This is a genomic window from Microbacterium sp. K36 (genome assembly GCF_004794355.1).
GTDB classification, from domain to species: Bacteria; Actinomycetota; Actinomycetes; order Actinomycetales; family Microbacteriaceae; genus Microbacterium; species Microbacterium paraoxydans_D.
Genome location: NZ_SSDN01000068.1, coordinates 26,286 through 49,265, shown reverse-complemented (window position 1 = coordinate 49,265; position 22,980 = coordinate 26,286). Strand labels below are relative to the sequence as shown.

Sequence of the window (22,980 nt, the reverse complement as noted above, 5' to 3'; positions counted from 1 at the left end):
TCGGGCGGTCGCCCGATCAGACCAGCGACGGGGCGAAGAGCTCGGGCAACGCGGCGGTGAAGACCTCGAAGTGGCTGTACCAGACGGTGTGGGCGGCTCCGGGGATGCTGCGCACGGTCACGCCGCCGTGCTCGAACCGTCGCGCGTCCTCGTCGGTGACCCAGGCACTGGGTTCCGCGCGGACGACGATGGAGCCGGGGGCGGCGGTCCAATGACCGTCCTCCCCGCAGGAGACGGAGGCCGCGGTCGGCGGATCGAAGCGCTCGGCCGCCCGCGCCTCGACCGTGGCGTCGTCGACGGAGTAGAAGGGCCGGAGCTTGCGGAGCTCGGCGGGCGACATGCGGGTGCGGCGGTCGTGCTCGTACTGCGACACGAGGGCGGCACGATCGTGGCCGCCCTGGAGGGCGAGCGGTGCGTCGACGTAGACCGCGAGGCCCGGGTCGAGGCGAGGCGCGGCGGCGGCGAGCACGGTGGCGCCGAAGGAGTGCCCGACGGCGACGGCGGGCGGGGCGGCGGCCCCGTCCCCCGCGGCGGACCCTGCCCCCGGAAGGACAGCTGTCTGCGCGAGCGTGGCGACGACGGCGTCGGCCGCCGTCTCGATCGTGAGCTCCGGATCACGCGGCGAGAGGCCGTGGCCGGGCAGATCGAGCGCGAGCACGCGGAAGCCGCGTTCCACGAGCAGCGGGACCACGCGGTGCCAGCTCTCGGCGGACCCCATCATGCCGTGCAGCAGCACGGCGACGCGGTCGCCCTCCCCGGCTTCGATGACGTTCAGGAGCACGGAGCCAGTCAACCACGGTCGTTATCCTTTCGTGATACGACTTTCGGCCAGATTCCTTCGAATCTTCGTTCGAATGTCGGTGGTCGGTGATGGACTGACGTCATGCCCGCACTGCTCGACGCGACCGACTCCCAGATGGCGATTCTCGCCGATCTGGTGGAGGGGCTGGAAGCGGCGGAGAAGACGCTGAGCAGCATGCAGGCGGCCCGCGACGGACTGCTCGCGATGGCGGGGCGGCTGGCGGTCGACATCGCCCGACAGGCGCGTCATCCGGATGGCGCAGACATGGCGATCCGCACCGTCGCCGCGGAGATCGGGGCCGCACAGCGCGTCAGCGACCGCACCATCGAGCGGCGGATGTCCGATGCGTCCTGGCTGGTCGAACGGTTCCCCGCCGTCTGGGAGGCCCAGGGCGCCGGGCGCGTCAGCGCCGCACACGCACGCGTGATCGTGGAGGCGGGGGCGCACCTCGACGACACCGACGATCGTTCGCGTTTCGCGGCGGAGGCGATCGAGGTGGCCGCTGCGGAATCTCCGAACCGGATACGCCGACTCGTGCGCCGACTGGCCGACCGGTTCCAGGAGCGGCCCCTCGTCGAGCGACATCGTGACGCCAGGGAGCTGCGCCGCGTCTGGGTGACCGATCTCGAGGACGGCATGGCCGAGCTCGGCGCCCGCGGCCCTGCGGCCCTCGTGCACGGGATGTACGACCGGCTCTCCCAGATGGCGCATGCCGTGCGGGAGGAGAACGTGCGGGCGCGGTGCCCGGAGGCGGAGGAGAGCATCCTCGACGACAGGACGGTCGATCAGCTGCGCACAGACCTGCTCGCCGATCTCGTCCTGACAGGCGCTCCGGCGGGGCATGACTCGGAGGAAGGACTGCTCTCCGAGCTTCGTGCGCGCGTCGAGGTCACCGTGCCGGTGCTGACGTTGATGCACGGCGAGCTGATGCACGGCGAGCAGGGAGGGACGATGGACGGCACTCCGATCCTCGCCGCCGAGCTGGACGGGATGATCCCGATCGATCCGGCCACGGCCCGCCGACTGGCCGGTGCCGCCAGCGGATGGGATCGGGTGCTCACCCACCCGATCAGCGGGGCGCTGCTGGCCGTCGACCGGTATCGCCCGAGCGAAGACCTCCGCCGACACCTGCGGGCCCGCGATCAACGCTGCCGCTTCCCCGGCTGCGGCCTCGCGCCGCGGAAGTGCGACCTCGATCACAATCACGATGCGGCGCTCGGCGGCGAGACCGTGCACGACAACCTCGCGACCTTCTGCCGACGACATCACATGCTCAAACACCACTCCCCGTGGCACGTCGAGCAGGGGCGGGGCGGCGTTCTGGAGTGGACGAGTCCCACCGGCCGGACCTACATCGACCGACCGCCGCCTCCGCACACCGTGACCTTCGCCGAGGAACCTCCGTGGTCTGTCGTCGGCGCGCGGGCCGGCTCCGACTGATCCCGCAGGCACGACGTTCACGCAGGCACACCGGTCAGCCGTAGGGTGGAGGGCATGTCGAGTCCCGAATCAGACAGGTCGGGGGCTGCCGGTCACACCGTCAGCCCCGTGAACCGCTGATCCCTTCGTCCGCCCTTTCGACGGGCGCGCGCCGGTGACCCGGGCGCTGACCGTGGTGACGAGAAGCATTCCTCTTCCCTCTCACCTCGGAGCACTCGATGCCTCTCCCCTCTATGCCCTTGCCCTGTCAGTCTTCGTCATGGGCACCTCAGAGTTCATGCTCGCGGGACTCCTCCCCGCGATCGCGGACGACCTCGACGTCCCGGTCGGCACGGCCGGGCTTCTCACCTCGGGCTTCGCCGTCGGCATGGTCGTGGGCGCCCCCGCCCTGGCCGCCTTCGCGCGCGGCTGGCCCCCACGTCGCACGCTCATCGCCTGCCTCACGCTCTTCGCCGTATGCCACGTCGTCGGCGCGGCTGCTTCCGCATTCGAGCTCCTGCTCGTGACGCGCGTGCTCAGCGCCCTCGCGAACGCCGGCTTCCTCGCCGTCGCACTCCGCACGGTCGCTCTCCTCGTCCCCGCCGAACGCACCGGCCGCACTCTCGCGGTGCTGCTCTCCGGCACGACGATCGCCACCGTGGTCGGCGTCCCGGCGGGGGCGGTGCTCGGCGCCGCGCTGAGCTGGCGCGCCCCCTTCGCCGCCGTCGCACTCCTCTGTCTCCCCGCACTGCTCGGAATCCTCCGCGGCGTGCCGACGACGATCCGGGGCACGGCGCACGTCCGACCCCGGTCGGCGCCAGGGACGGCGCCGGCTCCGACACCGTTCCCCGGGCCCGCGCCGTCTCTGCGCACGGAGCTCGCGCTTCTGGTGACACCGCGTCTCGCCGTCGCGATGAGCCTGGCAGCGCTGGTGAACGCGGGGACCTTTCGCGGTCGGCAGCACGCTGATCGCCCGCGTGCTGAACGCCGCGTCCGGCGCCCCGACGATGGGAGGGTCCTACGCCACCGCGGCCTTGAACATCGGCGCCGTGATCGGGCCGCCGTCGGGAGCGTGGATCCTCGCGAGCGGAGCGGGTCCGCTCTCCCCCGTCGCGCTCGCGGCCGCCCTGACGATGGCGGCGCTCCTCCTCGCCCTGGCGACGCGGCGATGGGGGCCGGTCGACTGAAGACAGGACGGGGACGCGCCGCAACGGCGACGAGCCGCCCGGACCCGAAGGTCCGGACGGCTCGTCGTTGCGTTGTCCGTCGTTCGCGGGGAACGGGGACGGTCTCACTCGTCCTTACTCGTACGACTTCACGATCTCGAGGAGGCTCGGGACGTTGGCGTACGCCTCGGCCGCGTTCTCCTTGGTCACGATGACCGGCGGCAGGAGGTAGGCCGGGACGACCTTCTTGCCGTTGTCGTACTGGTCGGTGTCGTTGACGTCGACCTCGTCGCCCTTCTGGAGCTGACCGACCATCTTGATGGCCTGCTCCACGAGCAGCGCGGTGTCCTTGTTGATCGTGGAGTACTGGACGCCCTCCATGATCGACTTCACCGACTCGACCTCGGAGTCCTGTCCGGTGACCACCGGGACGGGCTTGCCGGCCTGCTGCGCCGAGGTGATGATGGCGCGGGCGAGGGTGTCGTTCGGGGACAGGACGCCGTCGAGCGTCTCCGAGCCGTAGCTCGACGTGAGGATCGAGTCCATGCGACGCTGCGCGTTCTCCGGCTTCCAGCCCTCGGTCGCCGTCTGGGAGATCTCGGTCTGCCCGGAGACGACGTTCAGCGTGCCGTCGTCGATCTTCGGCTGCAGCACCTCCATCGCCCCGTTGAAGAACACCGCCGAGTTGGCGTCGTCCGGCGAGCCCGAGAACAGCTCGATGTTGTACGGCGCCTCGTGACCCGCGCGCTCGGCGAGGCCGTCGAGCAGCGCCTGGCCCTGGAGCTTGCCGACCTCGAAGTTGTCGAAGGCGACGTAGTAGTCCACGGCGTCGGTGTTCTCGATGAGACGGTCGTAGGCGATGACCGCGACACCGGCGTCGCGCGCGGCCTCCACCTGGGTGGTGAGCTGCTTGCCGTCCTTGGCGCCGATGATGATGACCTTGGCGCCACCGGTGACCATCGCCTGGATCTGGTTCTGCTGCTCGGCGACCGTGTTGCTGGCGGGCGCGTACTGCACGTCCGCCTTGAAGCCGGCCTCTTCGAGACCGTCGGTGAACAGCTGACCGGCCAGGACCCAGTTCTCCGAGGTCTTGTCCGGCAGCGCGACACCGATCGTGGAGCCGGCGTCGAAGCCCGAGGCGGCCTCATCGCCCGACCCCGAACCCGAGTCACCGCCGCGCTCCGAGGAGCAGCCGGTGAGGGCGAATGCGCCCGCGACGACGAGCGCTGTCGCCGACAGAAGGATCTTCTTCATGTGATCTCTTTCTCTGGTGTGTGCAGGTCCCGTCGCGCCTGCGTTGCGCGACGCGGCCCTTACTTTCCGCGCGTCTCCTCGACGGCGGGGGCTTCGTACTTCTGACTGGTGGGGTAGTTCGTCTTCGTGGGATCGAACGTGTCGGTGGCCGGATCCTGCTTGCGGCCGAGACGGCGCGTGAGGAACCCGATGATCGACGGACGGCCCTGCTGCTTGTTCCACACGTCGACGCCGACGGCGAAGAGGAGCACGAGGCCCTTGATCATCGAGACGACGTCGGCACCGGCGCCGAGCAGCGCGAGTCCGTTGTTCAGGAACGCCATCACGAGACCACCGATGATCGACCCGATCACCGTGCCGATGCCGCCGGAGACGGCCGCGCCGCCGATGAAGACGGAGGCGATCGCGTCGAGCTCCCACCCGTTGCCGTCCTGCGGACCCGAGGCGGTCGCCCTGGCGACGTAGATCATGCCGGCGAGCGAGGCCAGGACCGACATGTTCATCATCACGAAGAAGTCGACCCAGCGGTCCTTCACGCCCGAGAGGCGCGCCGCCTGGCGGTTGCCGCCGACCGCGTAGATGTGACGGCCGAAGACGGTGTTGTTCGTGATGAACGAGTAGAGGATGACGAGAGCGAGGAGGATGACGCCCGAGATCGGGAAGCTCGTGCCCTCGCGCCCGGTGGCGAACAGCCAGCCGGCGACGAGGATGACGGCCGAGATGAGGACGACCTTCGTCACGCTCACCCACAGCGGCGCCATGTCGGAGCCCATCTTGCGCTGGATGCGCCGGGTGCGGATCTCCCAGAACACGATCCATGCGACGCCGGCGAGCGCCAGCAGCATGGTCGGGATGTTGAACGGAAGCGGCAGGGCGATCTCCGGCAGGTAGCCGGCGCCGATGATCTTGAAGCCCTCCGGCACGGGCACCGACTGCGAGTCGCCCACCGCCTGGTTCGCACCGCGGAAGAACAGCATGCCGGCCAGCGTCACGATGAACGCCGGCACCCCGACGTAGGCGACCCAGAACCCCTGCCAGGCGCCGACGAGCACGCCGACACCGAGACCGAGGAGGATGCCCAGCGGCCAGGGGAGGTTCCAGTCCTGCATGGCCTTCGCCACGACGATGCCCGTGAACGCGGCGACGGATCCGACCGAGAGGTCGATGTGCCCCATGATGATGACCATCACCATGCCGATCGCCAGGATCAGGATGTACGAGTACTGGTTGACGACGTTGATCAGGTTGCCGGAGGACAGCGTGAGGCCGGTGCCCTTGAAGATCCACGTCAGCACCTGGAAGACGACGAGGATGACGACGAGGCTGCCGAGGATGCCGAACTGACGGAGGGTCGACTGCCCTCCCCCGAACATCTTCGTGATGTCCTTGAAGTGGAAGCCGCGCTTCGCGGTGGTCGAGTCGGTGGTCATGCGGATGCTTTCTGGGTCGCGGAGGTCATGCTGCGCATGAGGTCTTCGGGGGTCGCCTGGTCGGCCGGGATGCAGTCGGTGACCCGGCCTTCGAACACGGTGTAGATGCGGTCGGAGATGCCGAGCAGCTCGGGCAGCTCGCTGGAGATCACGATCACGCCCTTGCCCTGCGCGGCGAGCTCGTTGATGATCGCGTAGATCTCGTACTTGGCGCCGACGTCGATGCCGCGGGTGGGCTCGTCGAGGATCAGCAGGTCGGGGTCCGTGAACATCCACTTCGCCAGCACGACCTTCTGCTGGTTGCCTCCGGAGAGCTTGCCGACGCCCTCCTCGACCGACGGGGTCTTGATGCGCAGCGCCTTGCGGTAGCGCTCCGCCACCGAGAACTCCTCGCGGGAGTCGACGACGCCGTTGTGCGCGATCTTGGAGAGCTTCGCCGCGACGATGGACCGCTTGATGGTGTCGAGCAGGTTGAGCCCGAGCACCTTGCGGTCCTCGCTCACGTACGCGAGGCCGTGCTTGATCGCGGCGGCGACGTCGGGGAGCTCGATCTCCTGGCCGTCCTTGACGAGCGTGCCGGAGAGGAACGTGCCGTAGGAGCGGCCGAAGATGCTCATCGCCAGCTCGGTGCGGCCGGCGCCCATGAGGCCGGCGATACCCACCACCTCGCCGCGGCGGACGTCGATGCTCGACCCCTTCACGACCATGCGCTCCGGGACGGTCGGGTGCTGCACCCACCAGTCCTTGACCTCGAAGAACACCTCGCCGATCTCCGGCGTGCGGTCCGGGTAGCGGCTCTCCAGCGACCGGCCGACCATGCCGCGGATGATGCGGTCCTCATTGATCTCGCCGCGGGAGATGTCCAGCGTCTCCACCGTGCGGCCGTCGCGGATGATCGTGATCTCGTCGGCGATCTGCTCGATCTCGTTGAGCTTGTGGCTGATCATGATCGACGCGATGCCCTTGGCCTTGAGCCCGAGGATCAGGTCGAGGAGGTGCTGCGAGTCGTTCTCGTTGAGCGCGGCGGTGGGCTCGTCGAGGATGAGCAGCTTGACGTCCTTGTTCAGCGCCTTGGCGATCTCGATGAGCTGCTGCTTGCCGACGCCGAGGGTCTTGATCGGCACGTCCGGGTCCTCGTCCAGGCCGACGCGGGCGAGCAGCTCGATCGTGCGCTCCTTCTGCGCCTGCCAGTCGATGCGCCCGAAGCGGCGGATCTCGTTGCCGAGGAAGATGTTCTCGGTGACGGACAGCTCGGGGATGAGCGCGAGCTCCTGGTGGATGATGACGATGCCCGCCTGCTCGCTGGCCGCGATGTCCTTGAAGCGCTGCTCCTGGCCGTACAGGAGGATCTCGCCGTCGTACGTGCCGTAGGGGTACACCCCCGAGAGGACCTTCATCAGCGTCGACTTCCCGGCGCCGTTCTCGCCGCAGATCGCGTGGATCTCGCCGGCGCGGACGGTGATCGAGACGTCGGCGAGCGCCTTGACTCCCGGGAACTCCTTGGTGATGCGGCGCATCTCCAGGATCGGGCCTGACACGGTCGGCAACGTTGCTGTGGTGCTCACGGATCTTCCTCGCGACGTGCGGTCACCTTCGATGTGACCGTTCACATCGGTATATCGTCGTCTTCCGCGGGAGCGGTGTCAAGTCCGCGGCGTGTTTTCGTGTCGCTACCGTGATGCAGCGGATTCGCGCGCCCGCAGGAGGGTCTGCAGCGGGCCGAACGCGGGGGCCTTCTCGCCCCGGATCTCGGCGAGGAGGATGCGCACGGCACGTCGGCCGAGCTCGGGGAAGTCCTGGTGCACCGTGCTCAGCGTCGGCGCCACATGCGCCGCGACCGGGATGTCGTCGAACCCGATCACGCTCACGTCGTGCGGCACGCGCACCCCGGCGTCGCGGAACCCGTGCAGCAGCCCGATGGCCATGAGGTCGTTGGCCGCGAACACCGCCGTGAAGTCGCGCCGCAGCGAGAGCTCCTTGCCGGCGAAGTAGCCGAAGTCGGCCGTCCAGTCCCCGCGGATCGGCGGGAACGTGGGCAGGTCGGCGTCGCGGAGCGCATCCAGATACCCGCGCATCCGGGACTCCGCCTCGATCCAATCCTGCGGCCCGGCGAGATGGAGGATGTCGCTGTGCCCCAGCGCGATCAGGTGTTCGGTCGCCGCCTTCGCCCCCGCCACCTGGTCGGCGGAGAGGCTGACGCCGTCCGACCCCGAGGCGGTCTGCAGGGTCACGAAGGGCATGGTGACGTTCATGCCGCGCAGGACATGGAAGACGCGCACCTGCGGGGCGAGCACGACGATGCCGTCCACCTGCTCGCGCTCGAGCTGGCGCACGGCGTTGCCGATCGCCTCCGGCGTGGTCGCGGGGAGGTTGAGCGTGGAGACCGAGTACCCCTCCTCGCGCGCCGCGTCCTCGATGCCGGCGATCGACGACGTCGGCCCGAACTCCCCGATCGTCGCCGAGAGGATGCCGAGCATGTTCGACTTGCTCGTCACGAGCGCGCGCGCCGCGAGATTGGGACGGTAGTCGAGCACGGCGATCGCGTCGAGCACCTTCGCCTTGGTCTCCGGGCGGATGCTGGGGTGATCGTTGAGCACCCGGGAGACGGTCTGATGTGAGACGCCGGCGAGACGGGCGACGTCTCGGATGCTCGGCATACGGGCACGCTCGGAGGAGGTGGACATCCAGCCTCCTCGCGTGTGCACGGTCACATGACTACTTCATTATGTCTGCCGGTGATGCCCCGTGCACCTCGACGGCGCACCGGAGTTCGTGGGAGCGCACCGGATGCACGCCCCGGTTTCGTCCGACCGCACGGGACGCGCGGCACGGAGCGTGCGAGGGTGTCGGGGTGGACACCCTGGTGCGCGGCGGGCGCGTGATCGACCCGATGACCGAGACGGACCGGGTCGCCGACCTGCTGATCGCCGACGGGCGTGTGCGGGCCATCGGGCGGGATCTCGCCGCGCCCGGCGGCGCCGACGTGATCGAGGCGGACGGGGCGATCGTCGGTCCCGGCTTCGTCGACCTGCACAGCCACGTGCACTCGATCGCCGGTCAGCGGCTCCAGGCGATGGACGGAGTGACCACCGCACTCGACCTCGAAGCCGGACTCATGCCGATCGCGGAGGCCTTCGCGCGCGCCGCCGCGGACGGACGTCCCCTGAACTACGGGTTCTCCGCCTCCTGGGCGCAGGCTCGAGCCCTCGCTCACCTCGGCCGCGTGCCGGTCGCCGACTTCACCGCGTCGATGGACCTGCTCGGCCTGAGCGAGTGGCAGCGGTCCTCCTCTCCCGTCGAGCGTCGCCGCTGGCTGCACCTCCTGGAGGACGAGCTGTCCGCCGGAGCTCTCGGCATCGGCGTGCTGATGGGCTACGCCCCGCGATCCGACCCAGACGAGTACCTGGCCCTCGCCCGGATCGCCGCCGCCGCACACGCCCCGACCTTCACCCATGTCCGCGAACTGATCGAGGCCGATCCGCGGACCCCGATCGACGGGTCGGAGGAGCTCGTCCGGGCTGCGGGCGAGACCGGGGCCGCCATGCACCACTGCCACGTGAACAGCACCTCGCTCCGCCACGTCGACCGGGTGCTCGCGCTCCTCGACCGCAGTCGGGCCGCCGGCTCCCGGGTGACCGTCGAGGCCTATCCGTACGGCGCGGGGAGCACCGCCATCGGGGCGTTCTTCCTCGCGCCGGAGAAGCTCCCCGGCCTCGGCATCACGCCGCAGTCGCTCCTCCTCGTGGAGACGGGCGAGCGGATCGCCGACGAGACCCGGCTGCGCGAGCTCCGCGCCTCCGATCCCGGCGCCACCTGCATCGTCACCTTCCTCGACGAGGCGGACCCCTTCGACCGCGCCCACCTCCACCGCGCGCTGGCCTACCCGGACGCGATCGTCGCGAGCGACGCCATGCCGGTGTCGTGGACGCAGCCCGACGGCTCCTCCGTGTACGAGCAGCGGGAGTGGCCGCTCCCGCCCGGTGGGCACACGCATCCGCGCACCGCCGGCACGTTCCTCAAGTCGCTGCGCCTGATGGTGCGGGAGAGCGGGGAGTGGAGCTGGCTGGAGGCCTTCCGCCGCTGCTCCACCCTCCCCGCCCGCGTGCTGGACGAGGTCGCCTCCGGGATGCGACGGAAGGGCCACCTGGGCGTGGGCGCCGACGCCGACCTGGTGATCCTCGACCCGGACGCCGTGACCGATCGCGCCAGCTACGCCGACCCGACCCGCCCGTCACGGGGCGTCCGGCACCTGCTCGTGCACGGCACGGCGGTGGTGCGGGACGGCGACATCGTGCCCGACGCCCTGCCGGGACGTGCCGTGCGCGGCGACGCCTGACGCCTCGAGCGCCGAGCTCTTCGTCCGGCGGCACCAAGGGCGGCGCACATCTCGTCGCCGGGCACCAACGACGAACCGGAGCCCGCCAATAGTCTCGGCGCATCGCCGTCCCCCTCTGTGGCGACGGCCGACTCGACGAAGAGGAGCGCACGTGTCCGAACTGAACGAAATCGGCAGCTGGGTGCGGGAGAACCTGCCCGCGCTGCTCGCCGACGCGCACGTCCCCGCGGCATCCGTCGCGGTCCTGTCCGACGGCGAGATCGTCACCGCCGCCGCCGGCATCCTGAACCGCAACACCGGGGTCGAAGCCGACGAGGACTCGGTCTTCCAGATCGGGTCCATCACCAAGACCTGGACGGCGACGCTCATCATGCAGCTCGTCGACGAGGGTCTGCTGGACCTCGATGCGCCGGTGCGCGATGTCGTCCCGGCGTTCGCGATCGCCGACGAGGCCGCGGCGAGCGCCATCACGCCGCGCCAGCTCCTCAGCCATGTGAGCGGATTCGAGGGCGACCTGTTCAACGACACCGGGGTGGGCGACGACGCCGTGGAGAAGTACCTCGCCACGATCGCGGATGCCCCGCAGCTGTTCGCACCCGGCGAGCGCTTCTCGTACAACAACGCCGCCTTCGTGGTGCTCGGCCGGATCGTCGAGGTGCTGCGCGGGACGTCCTTCGACCAGGCGTTGCGCACGCATCTGGCGACACCGCTCGGGCTCACCCATCTCGCCACCTCCGCGGCGGAGGCGATCATGTTCCGCGCCGCACTCGGTCATCTCCCGTCCGAGGACGGCAACGAGCCGGTCCCGGCACCCGTGTGGAGCCTCGTGCGCTCCAACGCCCCTGCCGGATCGATGCTCGCGATGACGGCGCGCGACCTCGTGACGTACGCCCGGATGCATCTGGACGGCGGCGTCGCCGCGGACGGCACCCGTGTGCTCTCGACGGAGAGCGTGCAGGCCATGCAGGAACGTCAGGTCGAGCTGCCGGACCTCGGGCTGATGGGCGACGCCTGGGGCCTCGGCTGGGAGCTCTTCGACTGGGCAGGCGGGCCCGTCATCGGCCACGACGGCGGCACGATCGGCCAGAACGCGTTCCTCCGCATGGTGCCGGGCGCGGGTGTCGCCGTCGCCGTGCTCACCAACGGCGGACACGCCGTCGACGTCTACCACGCGATCACCTCGCGGGTCCTCGCCGCTCTCGCCGGCGTGCGCATGCCGGCGCTGCCCTCCCTCCCGGACTCCCCCGTGGAGGTCGACCTGGACCGGATCCTCGGGACCTATTCGTCCTCGGTCTCCGACTCGACCGTGCGCGTCGACGACGACGGTCGCGTGTGGCTCGAGCGCACCATGAAGGGCATCTTCGCGGAGCTGGGTCCGGCCCCCGAACCGGTGGAGCTCGTCGGCTGGGCGGGCGACACCCTCCTTCCCCGCGAGGCACAGAACGGCATCCGCATGCCGCACGCCTTCGTGGGCGACGACGGCACGGGTCGCGCACTGTACCTGCACACGGGCCGGGCCGACCGTCGGGTGGACGCATGACGATCGCGGCGACGACAGCTCCCGGGATCTCGGAGATTTTCGGCGATGCCGGCGCCGTCGGCTTCCTGCACGCGCGGGAGATCGGCGTCGACGACGGACCGGAGGTCGCGATCGGCGCCGACGAGCCGGTCGTGCTCGCATCGGTGTTCAAGATCCTCGTGCTGACGGCGTTCGTCCGTGCGGTCGAGGCGGGCGAGCTCGACGGGCGAGAGCGCACCACCGTCACCGCCCGCTACCGCATCGGCGGTGTCGGCACGGCCGGATTCGCCGACGACACCGAGGTGAGCTGGCGCGACCTCGCTCTGAACATGATGTCGATGAGCGACAACGCCGCCACCGACGTCCTCTACCACCGCCTCGGCGCCGCGGCCGTGGACAGGGTGATCACCGATCTCGGCCTGCACCGCACGCACCTCATCGGCTGCTGCGAGGACCTGTTCGCCTCCGTCGTCTCCGGTCTCGGCGGCACCGCGGACAGCGCCCTGGACGCTCTGCTGGGCGGTGCGTCGGCGGACCAGGTGCTCGCCCTCGACGCGCTCGATCCGGAGCGGACCACGCGCTCGACCCCCCGCGAGGTCACGACGCTGCTCGACTCCCTGTGGAGCGACCGCGCCGCCCCCGCGACGGCCTGCCGGCAGGCGCGCGACATCATGGCCAGACAGATCTGGCCGCACCGGCTCTCGTCCGCCTTCCCCTCCGGCGTGCAGATCGCAGCGAAGACCGGGACGCTGCCCACCTGGCGCAACGAGGCCGGGGTGGTGACCTACCCGGACGGTCGGCAGTACGCCGTCGCCGTGTTCACCCGCGCGGCCTCGCTCGCCGACCGGCAGCCGCGCGTCGACGCGTCCATCGGCGCCGCCGCGTACGCCGCCGTCGAGCACCTGCGCGCGGCGACCCCGAGCCCGATCCACGGCTCCTGAACCGCACCACCCCCGTACCACCCCCTCGCACCACCGATCCGCACGACCCGACCCGCACCGCCCGAACACCGCTGGAGGCTCCTGATGCGTTCCCGTACCCCGCTGCTCGCCCTGCTCGGCGCCACGGCGCTCGCCCTGACATCGTGCGCCGGCGGCGCCGCTCCCGGCGACGCCGGGGAGGGCGTCCTTGCCGACGGCAAGACGTTCACCTCGGTGATCTCGACCGATCCCGGAAGCCTGGATCCGTTCGTGACCGTGATGTCCGTCGCCCGCTCCGTCGACCGATTCCTGTACGCCCGTCTCGTGGAGGTCCTCGAGGACGGCAGCATCGTGGCGGGTCTCGCCGAGGACTGGGAGTCCGACACCACCACGGCGACCTTCACCTTGCGCGACGGCGTCACCTGCGAGGACGGCACGCCGCTCACCGCGACCGACGTGGCCGCGAACATCACCCACATCGGCGACCCCGCGAACGGCTCTCCCCTCATCGGCCTCCAGGTGCAGCCCGGCACCTCGGCCGTCGGAGACGACGCCGCCGGCACGGTCACCGTCACCAGCGGCCGCCCCGACTCGTTCCTTCTGGAGAACGTGGGCAGCATCTCGATCGTGTGCGGCACCGTGATCGACGACCCGGATGCGCTGGCCAAGGGCGAAGGCTCGACCGGCATGTTCACGATGACCGAGATCGTCCCCAACAGCCAGTACACGCTCACGCGTCGCGACGACTTCACCTGGGGCCCCGGCGACTGGGATCCGGAGCAGAAGGGCCTGCCGGACACCGTGGTCTTCCGGGTGATCCCGAACGAGACGACCGCCGCCAACCTCCTCCTCTCCGGCGAGGTCAACGCGGCTCTGGTGATCGGCCCGGACAGCACGCGCATGGAGGAGGCCGGACTCTTCCACACCGATGTCCAGACGCCCGGCGGCTCCTTCACGTTCAACCAGGCCGACGGTCGACCGACCGCCGACCCGGCCGTCCGCGAGGCGCTCATGCAGGCCGTCGATCTGGAGCAGCTGCGACAGGTCATCGGCAGCGGCAAGGCCACCGTGCCGACCGGGCTCGTCACGGTCTCGCCCAACCCGTGCCGCGCCGACACCGTCTCCGGGCACCTGCCGGCGACGGACGTCGACGCCGCGGCCGCGGCTCTGGACGAGGCAGGGTGGACCGCCGGCCCCGATGGCGTCCGCGCCAAGGACGGGGAGCCGCTCACGCTGAAGATGATCTACTCCTCGCAGCTGGGCGACGCCGGCAACGCGGCGGCGGAGCTCGCCCAGTCGGCCTGGAAGGACCTCGGAGTCGACATCTCCGTCACCGCGGTCGACTCGCCCACGCTGAGCGAGGTGCTGTTCTCGACGGGCGACTGGGACATCTCCGCCGCCCCGCTGACGGTGTCCCTGCCGAGCATGCTCGTGCCGTTCTACTCCGGGCCCACCCCGCCGAACGGCACGAACTTCGCCGGCATCGACAACCCCGACTACACCGCCGCGGTCACCGCCGCGTCGGAGAAGGCCGGCACCGACGGCTGCGACGACTGGAGCGCGGCCGAGGTCGCCCTCTTCGAGACGACCAGCGTGGTGCCCTATGCGAACATCCTGCGCTCGACCTTCGCCCACAAGGCGGAGTTCACCGAGGGCGACGGCATCGACCCGACGTCGATCCGGATGTTCGAGTAACGGAGGCAGCCGATGGCCAGCACCACCGCCACGCAGGCGATCCTGATCAGATCCGCCCGGTCGGACAGCCCCTGGGTGTCCTTCCTGGTCCGGCGCGGAGGGCAGTTCGTCCTCGCGGTGTGGGTGCTGGTCACGGCGGCCTTCCTGATGATCCATCTCGTCCCCGGCGACCCGGTGCGGGCGGCCTTGGGGATGAACGCCCCGGCCGAGCTCGTCGAGTCCCGCCGGGCGGCCCTCGGTCTCGACCAGCCGCTGCTCGTGCAGTACGTGCGTTACATCGGCGGACTGTTCACGGGCGATATGGGCACCTCGATGATCACGAGCCAGCCGGTCTCCGAGCTCATCGCGACCCGGCTCCCCGCCACGCTCCAGCTCGCGCTCCTCGCGGTGCTCCTGGTGCTGCTGATCTCGGTGCCGCTCGGGGTCACGATGGCCGTGGCCACCCGCGGCGGCCGGCGCCGCGGCCTGGAGCTGGGTTTCGCCACGATCACGGTGATCCTCGCCGCGATCCCCGAGTTCCTGCTCGCGGTCGGCCTCGTCTATGTCTTCGCCGTCTCCCTCGGATGGTTCCCGGTCGCCGGCAACACCGCGCCGTTCGCCCTCGTGCTCCCGGTGCTGGCCCTCGCGATCGGGCCGATCGCCGTGTTCTCCCGCATCATCCGGGTCGAGGTGCTCTCGGTGCTCGGGCAGGACTTCATCCGCACCGCCCGCGCCAAGCGGCTCGCCCCGCGCCGCATCTACTCCCGGCACGCGGTCCCCAACGCCATGACCGCCACCCTCACCCTCACCGGCCTGCTGCTGACGGGCATGGTCGCCGGCACCGTCCTCGTGGAGAACGTCTTCGCCTGGCCGGGGCTCGGCACCATGATCGTGCAGTCCATCCTCACCAAGGACTACTCGGTCGTGCAGGGCATCGTGCTCGTCTACGGCATCGGCGTGCTCCTGGTGAACCTCGTCATCGACGTGGTCCTCGCCCTCCTCGATCCGCGCTCCACCATCAGGGAGGCATGATGGCGCCCACCCGCAACGCCTGGTCGGCGATCGTCCGGTCCCCGCTCGGGGCCACCGCGCTCGTCCTCATGGTCCTCGTCGCGCTCACCGCGATCCTCGGGCCCGTCATCTGGGGCCCGCAGGCCGAGCAGGTCGACCCGACCGCCGTCACCCAGGGCCCCAGCGCCGCCCACCTGCTGGGCACCGACACCCTCGGTCGAGACGTGCTGGCGCGGGTGCTGGTGGCCACCCGCCTCTCCGTGGTCCTCGCCGTGATCGCCGTCCTCATCGGCGTGATCGCCGGATCGCTGCTCGGCATGGCCCCCTCGGTCCTCCCGCGGTGGGCCGGACGCCCGATCGCCGGTTTCGTGAACATCGCCGTCGCCTTCCCCGGACTCCTGCTCGCGCTCTTCTTCGCCGTGATCTTCGGCGTCGGCACCACCGGATCCGTGCTCGCGATCGGACTGGCCATGGCACCGCAGTTCGCGCGTCTGACCCAGACCCTCTCCGCCGCGATCGCCGGACGTGACTTCATCGCGGCGGCCCAGGTCGCCGGCGTCTCCCGGTTCCGCATCCTGTTCCGGCACATCCTGCCGAACATCGGCGAACCGCTCATCGTCAACGCCACCGTGGCCGCGGGGTCCGCGCTGCTCGCGTTCGCCGGGCTGTCGTTCCTCGGGCTCGGCGTGCAGGTACCGGAGTACGACTGGGGCCGCCTGCTCGGCGAGGGCCTGAACCGCATCTACCTCAACCCCGCGGCGGCGCTCGGCCCCGCCGTGGCCGTGATCATCGCCGGACTCGCCTTCAACCTCCTGGGCGAGACCGCCGCCGCGGCGCTGGGCGGACGCTCCGGACGCCGCCGCCACCGGCTTCCCGCCGTCGCGCAGCCCGCCCCGCGCGACGCCGGCACCGTGCCCGCGCAGGTCGACGGCGACGACGTGGTGCTCCTCGTCGACGACCTGCGCGTCTCCTTCCCCACGCCTGCCGGCTGGGTCACGCCCGTCCGCGGGGTGTCCTTCGCCGTCGGCCGTGGCGAGGCGATCGGCGTGGTCGGAGAGTCCGGATCCGGGAAGAGCCTCACGGCGCTCGCTGCGGCTCGGCTCATCGAACAGCCGGGACATGTGTCCGCCGCCCGCCTCGACTTCTGCGGCGTCCCGGTGCTCACCACGTCGGAACGGGCGCTGCAACCGTTGCTGGGGACCTCGCTGGCGATGGTGTTCCAGGATCCGATGACGTCGTTCAATCCCACCCGCCGGATCGGCGCGCAGCTCGCCGAAGCCGCGTCCGAGCACCAGGACATCACCCGCCGGGCCGCCAGGGAGCGCGCGGTCGAGCGCCTGCAGTCCGTGCGGGTGCCCGCTGCGGCCCGCCGCGCCCACCAGTACCCGCATGAGTTCTCCGGCGGGATGCGGCAGCGCGCCATGATCGCGATGGGGCTGATGAACCACCCGAAGCTCATCATCGCCGACGAGCCGACGACAGCCCTCGACGTCACCGTGCAGCGGCAGGTGCTGCAGCTGCTCGACCGCGTGCGCCGCGACACCGACGCGGCCATCCTCCTCATCAGCCACGACATCGCCGTCGTCTCCCAGACCTGCGACCGCGTGCTCGTGATGTACGCCGGCCGCATCGTCGAGGACCTCCCCGCCGCCGACCTGCACAGCGCCGCACGGCACCCGTACACGCGTGCGCTGCTGGAGGTCGTCCCCGAGCTCGACACCGACCGGTCCCTGCCGCTGCGGACGATCCCCGGACGCCCACCGGCGCCGGGCGCCTTCCCCGTCGGCTGCGCCTACGCCGACCGCTGCCCGCTCGCGACCGCCGTCTGCCGCGAGAAGGACCCCGCGCTCGTCGCCGACGACGCCGGGCGCCGCGTGGCCTGCTGGCACCCCGTGACGGCGACGCCCGCGCCGGTCCGTGAAGAGGAGGCCGTCCGATGAGCGCACTGCGCTTCGAGCACGTGAGCGTGCGGTACGGATCGCACCGGTCCGGGCTGACGGCCGTGGACGATGCGACGCTGACCGTGCCCTCCGGTTCCGTCGTGGGCCTGGTCGGCGAATCGGGCTCGGGCAAGTCGACCCTCGCGCGCGCCGCCATCGGCCTCGCCCCGATCAGCGAGGGCGCCATCACGCTCGACGGCGCGGACGTGCGCTCCTTCCGTCGCCGTCGCCCCATCCAGATGGTGTTCCAGGATCCGTTCTCCTCGCTCGACCCGCGGATGACCATCGGCGAGTCGATCGCCGAGGCGCTCCCTCGCGACCTGCGCGGGGGCCGAGCCCGCCGCGCCGAGGTCGCCCGCCTGCTCGACCTCGTGAGCCTCGACGCCGACCGGGCCGAGGCCCTCCCCGCGGCCCTCTCCGGCGGGCAGCGGCAGCGGATCGCGCTCGCCAGGGCTCTGGCGGCCCGCCCCGAGGTCGTCATCGCCGACGAGATCACCTCCGCTCTCGACGTGTCCGTGCAGGGCTCCGTGCTCAACCTCGTCCGGGAGCTGCGGGCCGAGCTCGATCTGACGATGCTCTTCATCTCGCACAACCTCTCCGTCGTCCGCTACCTCAGCGACCACATCGCGGTCATGTACCTCGGGCGGATCGTCGAGGTCGGCCCCACCGCGCAGGTGCTCGCGGATCCGCAGCATCCCTACACGCGGGAGCTCCTGCAGGCGGCACCCACCCGCCACGGCGACCTGCTGGCGGTCGACCCGGTCGCTCCGGTCGCCGTGGAACCCGCCGACCCGCACGCGCCGCCCTCCGGCTGCCGCTTCCACCCGCGGTGCCCCATCGGTCCCGTCGCCCGCCCCGACCGGCAGATCTGCGTGCTCTCCGAGCCGGCGCGCCCCACCGGACCGGTCGGAGCCGCCTGCCATTTCGCCGGATCTGTGCCGCCGCCCCAAAGCGCGGTCCTGCTTTCGGTCACCGCCACAACACCGCCGGCGACCGCAGCCGACACGCTGAACTGACCATCGGATTGGAGTCCTCATGACCCGCGTCACCGTCGACGACCTGCTCGCCCTCCCCACCCCGGAGCAGCCGGCGCTCTCCCCCGACGGCAGCCGCATCGTGTATGCGCTGCGCGGCATCGACCGCGATGCCGACCGCGAGACCCGCGCGCTCTGGCAGGTCGCCGCCACCGGCGGCACCCCGGTCCCGCTCACCCGCGGCACGGCCGATTCGACCCCGGTCTGGAGCCCGGACGGCACGCAGCTCGCCTTCCTCCGCGCCGAGGACGGCCCGGCACAGGTCTGGCTGCTACCCGCCGCGGGCGGCGAGGCCCGGGCCCTCACGACCCTGCCGCTGGGCGCCGGGGCCCCGGCATGGAGTCCTGACGGCACCCGCGTCGCCTTCACCGCCCCCGTCGACACCGCAGCGCTGCCCGGCGACGACCGCGACGCCCTCCTCGCCCGCCGCTCCGCCCCCTCGGCGACCGACCGGCTCGGCTACAAGGCCGACGGGGCCGGCGTGCTGGGGACGCTCGTGCAGCAGCTCCACGTCGTCGACGTCGAATCGGGCGCCGTCACGGTCGTCACCCGGGGCCGCTCGCACGCCTCCGACCCCGTCTGGTCGCCGGACGGCACGCTCCTCGCCTTCTCGACTGCGGACGAGGAGGACGCCGACCTCACGATGCGCATCCCGGTCTTCGTCACGTCCGCGACCGATCCGAACCGGGCCCCCGTGCGCATCAGCGCCGCCGCCGTGCAGGCCACCGCAGTCGGCTGGACGCCCGACGGACGACACGTGGTCGCGGCGGGCCGGCTGGACACCGAGATCGGCAATGCCGACCTCCTCCTCTTCCCTGCGGACGGCGACGGTGCGCCGCGGAACCTCACCGCGTCGGCGGACCGCAACGTCATGCCCGGCGGCCCCGGCTACCCCGGGGGCATGCCGCAGTTCGCCGCGGACGGGCGCCTCGTCTTCTGCCTCCGCGACAACGGCTCCTCGCACGTGTACGCCGTCTCCCTCGAGGGCGGCGACCCGGAGTCGCTGCTCGCCGGGACCGCGAACGTCTCCGGGCTGTCCGTCGCCGGCACGACGGCCGCGGTGGTGCTCGCCACCCCCGACTCCTTCGGCGACGTCGCTCTGCTCGACCTCTCCGACGGCACGACCACCGTGCGCACGGAGTACGGCGCCCCCGACCTCGACCTCCTCCCGGCGGAGGAGCGCCGGTTCACGATCTCGGACGGTACCGTGGTCACCGGCTGGCTGCGCCGCGACCCTGCGACCGAGGGTCCGCTGCCGCTGCTCCTCGACGTCCACGGCGGCCCGCACAACGCCTGGAACGGGGCCGCCGACCTCATCCACCCGTACCACCAGATCCTCGCGCAGCGCGGCTGGGCGATCCTCACGATCAACCCCCGCGGCAGCGACGGTTACGGCGACGCGTTCTTCTCGGCGGTCTCCGGCGGCTGGGGAGTCAACGACACGAAGGACTTCCTGGAGCCGATCGACCAGCTCGTCGCGGAAGGCCTGGCCGACCCGGCGCGCCTTGCCGTGACCGGCTACAGCTACGGCGGGTTCATGACCTGCTTCCTCACCTCGCGCGACGACCGCTTCGCGGCGGCCGTCGCCGGCGGCGTCGTCACCGATCTGCTGTCGATGGGCGGCACGTCGGACTTCGGACACCATCTGTCCGCCAAGGAGAACGGCGGCCTGCCCTGGCGCGACCGCGAGAAGATCGCCGCGCAGTCGCCCTACACCCACGTCGACCGGGTGCAGACACCCACACTGATCCTGCAGGGTGCCGCCGACGACCGCTGCCCGGTGGGTCAGGCCGAGCAGTGGTTCACGGCGCTCCGCGAACGCGGCGTCCCGACGCGGCTGGTGCTGTACCCCGGGGGATCCCACCTGTTCCTCCTGTCCGGGCCGCCCTCTCACCGGGCCGACTACTCGCAGCGGGTCGTCGACTGGGTCGAGCAGTACGCCCCTGCGGCGGGGAAGCCCATCCGTCCGCGGCTGGACGCCCGGCACTGGCAGCAGCGGCTGAGCACGCTGGCCGCCGCGCACAAGGTCCCCGGCGCCACCCTCGGCATCCTCCGGCTGGGCGAGGAGCCCGTCTACGCCCACCACGGCATCCTGAACGTGCGCACGGGCATCGAGACCACCGACGACTCGCTCTTCCAGATCGGCTCGATGGGGAAGGTGTGGACGGCGTCCGCCCTCATGCGGCTCGTCGACGAGGGCCGTCTCGATCTGGACACCCCGGTCGTGGAGTACGTGCCGGAGTTCGCCTCCTCCGACCCGGAGGTCACCCGCACCGTCACCATGCGGCACCTCCTCAGCCACACCAGCGGCATCGACGGCGACGTGTTCACCGACACCGGCCGCGGCGACGACACCCTCGAGAAGTACGTCGCGCATCTGGACGGCGTCGCGCAGAACCACCCCCTCGGCGCCACGATGTCGTACTGCAACGCGGGCTTCGTCCTCGCCGGACGCGTGATCGAGAAGATCACCGGCACGACGTGGGACCAGGCCATGCGCGACCTGCTCTACGAGCCCCTCGGCCTCACCCACTCCTGCACGCTGCCGGAGGAGGCGGTCATGTTCCGCACCGCCACCGGGCACACCGAGATCGGCGACGACGGCCCCGTGCTCGCTCCGGCGTGGATGCTGCCGCGGTCGATGGGTCCGGCCGGGTTGATCAACTCCACCACCGCCGACGTGCTCGCCTTCGCCCGCATGCACCTGGAGGACGGTCTCGCCGCCGACGGCACGCGGGTGCTGTCGGAGGAGAGCGTGCGCCGGATGCAGCAGCACGAGGTCGATGTCCCCGACCCCTACTCCCTCGGCGACAGCTGGGGCCTCGGCTGGATCCTCTTCGACTGGGACGGGCGCAAGCTCATCGGCCACGACGGCAACACCATCGGGCAGTCGTCGTTCCTGCGGATCCTCCTGGACGAGCAGATCGCGGTCACGCTGCTGACCAACGGCGGTAACACCCGCGACCTGTACGACGAGCTCTTCGACGAGATCTTCGCCGAGCTCGCCGACCTCCACCTGCCCACCGGTCTCACCCCGCCCGCGGAGCCGTACGTCGACGACTTCTCCGCCTTCGAGGGCGTCTACGACCGCTCCGGCGTCCGCACCGAGATCTTCCGCGACGAGGAGGGGCTGCGCATGCGCACCACGCTGAACGGCCCGCTGGCCGCGCTGCTGCCGGATCCGGTGGAGGAGCACGCCCTCGTGCCCGTGCGCCGGAACGAGTTCGTGATGCGCGCGGAGGGCGAGCAGGCGTGGCATCCCGTCGTCTTCTACTCGCTGCCCACTGGCGAACAGTACCTGCACCACGGCGTCCGCGCCGCACCGAAGGTCTCGTGATGCCGGTGCAGGCGGCCGCCGACCTCGCAGTGGTCCTGGCCGACATCGACACCCTGCTCGCATGCGAGTCGCCGTCGGACGACCGCGCCGCGGTCGCCCGGAGCGCCGACGTCGTGGCCGCGCTCGGCGAACGGCTGCTGGGGGTCGCACCCGAGCGGATCGTGATCGACGGGCGCACGCACCTGCGGTGGCGCTTCGGCCGGGGACCGGCCGCGGTCCTGGTGCTCGGACACCACGACACGGTCTGGCCGCTCGGCTCCCGCGATCGGTTGCCGTCCGGGATCGCCGACGGCGTGCTGCGCGGACCGGGGTGCTTCGACATGAAGACCGGCGTCGTGATGGCGCTGCACGCGGTGGCGGCGCTGGACGACCGCTCCGGGGTGACCATCCTGCTCACGGGCGACGAAGAGCTCGGGTCGCCGAGTTCCCGGCAGCTCATCGAGGACGAGGCGCGCGGATGCCGCGCGGCCTTCGTGCTGGAGGCCGCCGCGGAGGGCGGCCATCTGAAGACCGCGCGCAAGGGCGTCTCCCTGTACCGGGTGCACGTCACGGGACGAGCGGCGCATGCGGGGCTGGAGCCGGAACGCGGCGTCAACGCCGGGATCGAGGCGGCGCATCTGCTCCTCGCGGCCGCGGCGCTCGGCGACGCCGCGCGGGGCACGAGCGTGACGCCGACGCTGCTGACGGCGGGGACCACGACGAACACCGTTCCCGCCACGGCGGAGTTCGCGGTGGACGTCCGCGCCTGGACCATCGCCGAGCAGGAGCGCGTGGACGCCGCGCTGCGTGCGCTGACGCCGCGGCTGGCCGACGCGACCGTGCGGATCGAGGGCGGCCCGAACCGCCCGCCGCTGGAGCCGGCGCTCTCCGCCGAGCTGCTCGCGCGCGCATCCGCCATCGCGGCGAGCGCCGGGCTGACGCCGTTCGACGGTGTGGCGGTCGGCGGAGCCTCGGACGGCAACTTCACCGCCGGCATCGGCGTCCCGACGCTCGACGGACTCGGCGCCGTGGGCGGCGGGGCGCACGCCGACGACGAGCACGTGATCGTCGCGCTGATCCCGGAGCGCCTCCTGCTCCTGGAACGGCTGCTGCAGGAGCAGCGGTCCGAGGCATCGACACCGGGGGAAGGGCGGTGACC

General features: G+C 71.3%; 15 protein-coding genes and 1 pseudogene. 11 read left to right on the top strand and 5 right to left on the bottom strand.

Features of this window, described 5'->3' with window-relative positions; genetic code table 11:
• Positions 1-16 precede the first annotated feature (16 nt).
• Positions 17-781, bottom strand: a complete 765-nt coding sequence (locus tag DW296_RS07220; protein ID WP_136051680.1) for an alpha/beta fold hydrolase — start codon at positions 779-781, stop codon at positions 17-19.
• A gap of 102 nt (positions 782-883) precedes the next feature.
• Between DW296_RS07220 and DW296_RS07215 the strand changes: the two genes are divergently transcribed.
• The gene (locus tag DW296_RS07215) at positions 884-2,242 is read left to right on the top strand and encodes an HNH endonuclease signature motif containing protein (RefSeq protein WP_136051679.1); all 1,359 of its coding nucleotides are present in this window, start codon (positions 884-886) and stop codon (positions 2,240-2,242) included.
• Positions 2,243-2,501: 259 nt separating this feature from the next.
• Positions 2,502-3,408: pseudogene (locus tag DW296_RS07210) on the top strand (MFS transporter).
• 114 nt (positions 3,409-3,522) lie between these two features.
• Here the strand turns inward: DW296_RS07210 and DW296_RS07205 are convergent.
• The 4 genes from DW296_RS07205 to DW296_RS07190 form a co-directional block, all read right to left on the bottom strand.
• A complete protein-coding gene (locus DW296_RS07205; protein WP_136051678.1) occupies positions 3,523-4,641 on the bottom strand; it encodes a substrate-binding domain-containing protein in 1,119 nt (372 codons plus the stop codon).
• Positions 4,642-4,700: 59 nt separating this feature from the next.
• Positions 4,701-6,071: a multiple monosaccharide ABC transporter permease gene (gene mmsB, locus DW296_RS07200; protein ID WP_025105620.1), complete on the bottom strand. Its 1,371-nt coding sequence runs from the start codon at positions 6,069-6,071 to the stop codon at positions 4,701-4,703.
• Positions 6,068-7,609 (bottom strand): multiple monosaccharide ABC transporter ATP-binding protein, encoded by a 1,542-nt coding sequence (gene mmsA, locus DW296_RS07195; RefSeq protein WP_136051725.1) that lies wholly within the window; start codon positions 7,607-7,609, stop codon positions 6,068-6,070. Before mmsA ends, mmsB begins: the two co-directional genes overlap by 4 nt.
• Positions 7,610-7,741: 132 nt before the next feature.
• Positions 7,742-8,755, bottom strand: coding sequence for a LacI family DNA-binding transcriptional regulator (locus DW296_RS07190; RefSeq protein ID WP_082750126.1), 1,014 nt, complete (start codon positions 8,753-8,755; stop codon positions 7,742-7,744).
• A 167-nt stretch (positions 8,756-8,922) separates the two neighbouring features.
• Between DW296_RS07190 and DW296_RS07185 the strand changes: the two genes are divergently transcribed.
• From DW296_RS07185 to DW296_RS07145, 9 genes are all read left to right on the top strand, one after another.
• Complete coding sequence (locus DW296_RS07185) at positions 8,923-10,407, top strand: amidohydrolase family protein (protein ID WP_136051677.1); 1,485 nt, start codon at positions 8,923-8,925, stop codon at positions 10,405-10,407.
• Positions 10,408-10,558: 151 nt separating this feature from the next.
• Positions 10,559-11,947: a serine hydrolase domain-containing protein gene (locus tag DW296_RS07180; RefSeq protein ID WP_136051676.1), complete on the top strand. Its 1,389-nt coding sequence runs from the start codon at positions 10,559-10,561 to the stop codon at positions 11,945-11,947.
• Positions 11,944-12,867 carry a serine hydrolase gene (locus DW296_RS07175; RefSeq protein WP_136051675.1) on the top strand — a complete coding sequence of 308 codons (924 nt, stop codon included), beginning with the start codon at positions 11,944-11,946 and terminating at the stop codon, positions 12,865-12,867. The genes DW296_RS07180 and DW296_RS07175 overlap by 4 nt, the downstream gene beginning before the upstream one ends.
• A gap of 84 nt (positions 12,868-12,951) precedes the next feature.
• Entirely contained in the window at positions 12,952-14,541 is a 1,590-nt protein-coding gene (locus DW296_RS07170) for an ABC transporter substrate-binding protein (RefSeq protein ID WP_205807886.1), read from the top strand.
• A 12-nt stretch (positions 14,542-14,553) separates the two neighbouring features.
• Complete coding sequence (locus DW296_RS07165; RefSeq protein WP_136051673.1) at positions 14,554-15,552, top strand: ABC transporter permease; 999 nt, start codon at positions 14,554-14,556, stop codon at positions 15,550-15,552.
• Positions 15,549-17,471, top strand: a complete 1,923-nt coding sequence (locus DW296_RS07160) for a dipeptide/oligopeptide/nickel ABC transporter permease/ATP-binding protein (protein ID WP_205807881.1) — start codon at positions 15,549-15,551, stop codon at positions 17,469-17,471. Before DW296_RS07165 ends, DW296_RS07160 begins: the two co-directional genes overlap by 4 nt.
• The gene (locus tag DW296_RS07155) at positions 17,468-18,487 is read left to right on the top strand and encodes an ABC transporter ATP-binding protein (protein WP_136051672.1); all 1,020 of its coding nucleotides are present in this window, start codon (positions 17,468-17,470) and stop codon (positions 18,485-18,487) included. The genes DW296_RS07160 and DW296_RS07155 overlap by 4 nt, the downstream gene beginning before the upstream one ends.
• A 19-nt stretch (positions 18,488-18,506) precedes the next feature.
• Positions 18,507-21,842 (top strand): serine hydrolase, encoded by a 3,336-nt coding sequence (locus DW296_RS07150; RefSeq protein WP_136051671.1) that lies wholly within the window; start codon positions 18,507-18,509, stop codon positions 21,840-21,842.
• Positions 21,842-22,978 carry a M20/M25/M40 family metallo-hydrolase gene (locus DW296_RS07145; RefSeq protein ID WP_136051670.1) on the top strand — a complete coding sequence of 379 codons (1,137 nt, stop codon included), beginning with the start codon at positions 21,842-21,844 and terminating at the stop codon, positions 22,976-22,978. Before DW296_RS07150 ends, DW296_RS07145 begins: the two co-directional genes overlap by 1 nt.
• The last annotated feature ends 2 nt before the right edge of the window (positions 22,979-22,980 follow it).

Bases quoted from the DNA above. Each gene is read 5' to 3' on its own strand.
- DW296_RS07150 (WP_136051671.1), top strand. From the start codon at position 18,507: ATGACCCGCGTCACCGTCGACGACCTGCTCGCCCTCCCCACCCCGGAG.
- mmsB (WP_025105620.1), bottom strand. From the start codon at position 6,071: ATGACCACCGACTCGACCACCGCGAAGCGCGGCTTCCACTTCAAGGAC.
- DW296_RS07155 (WP_136051672.1), top strand. From the start codon at position 17,468: ATGAGCGCACTGCGCTTCGAGCACGTGAGCGTGCGGTACGGATCGCAC.
- DW296_RS07165 (WP_136051673.1), top strand. From the start codon at position 14,554: ATGGCCAGCACCACCGCCACGCAGGCGATCCTGATCAGATCCGCCCGG.
- DW296_RS07190 (WP_082750126.1), bottom strand. From the start codon at position 8,755: ATGTCCACCTCCTCCGAGCGTGCCCGTATGCCGAGCATCCGAGACGTC.
- DW296_RS07175 (WP_136051675.1), top strand. From the start codon at position 11,944: ATGACGATCGCGGCGACGACAGCTCCCGGGATCTCGGAGATTTTCGGC.
- DW296_RS07170 (WP_205807886.1), top strand. From the start codon at position 12,952: ATGCGTTCCCGTACCCCGCTGCTCGCCCTGCTCGGCGCCACGGCGCTC.
- DW296_RS07205 (WP_136051678.1), bottom strand. From the start codon at position 4,641: ATGAAGAAGATCCTTCTGTCGGCGACAGCGCTCGTCGTCGCGGGCGCA.
- DW296_RS07145 (WP_136051670.1), top strand. From the start codon at position 21,842: ATGCCGGTGCAGGCGGCCGCCGACCTCGCAGTGGTCCTGGCCGACATC.
- DW296_RS07215 (WP_136051679.1), top strand. From the start codon at position 884: ATGCCCGCACTGCTCGACGCGACCGACTCCCAGATGGCGATTCTCGCC.
- DW296_RS07160 (WP_205807881.1), top strand. From the start codon at position 15,549: ATGATGGCGCCCACCCGCAACGCCTGGTCGGCGATCGTCCGGTCCCCG.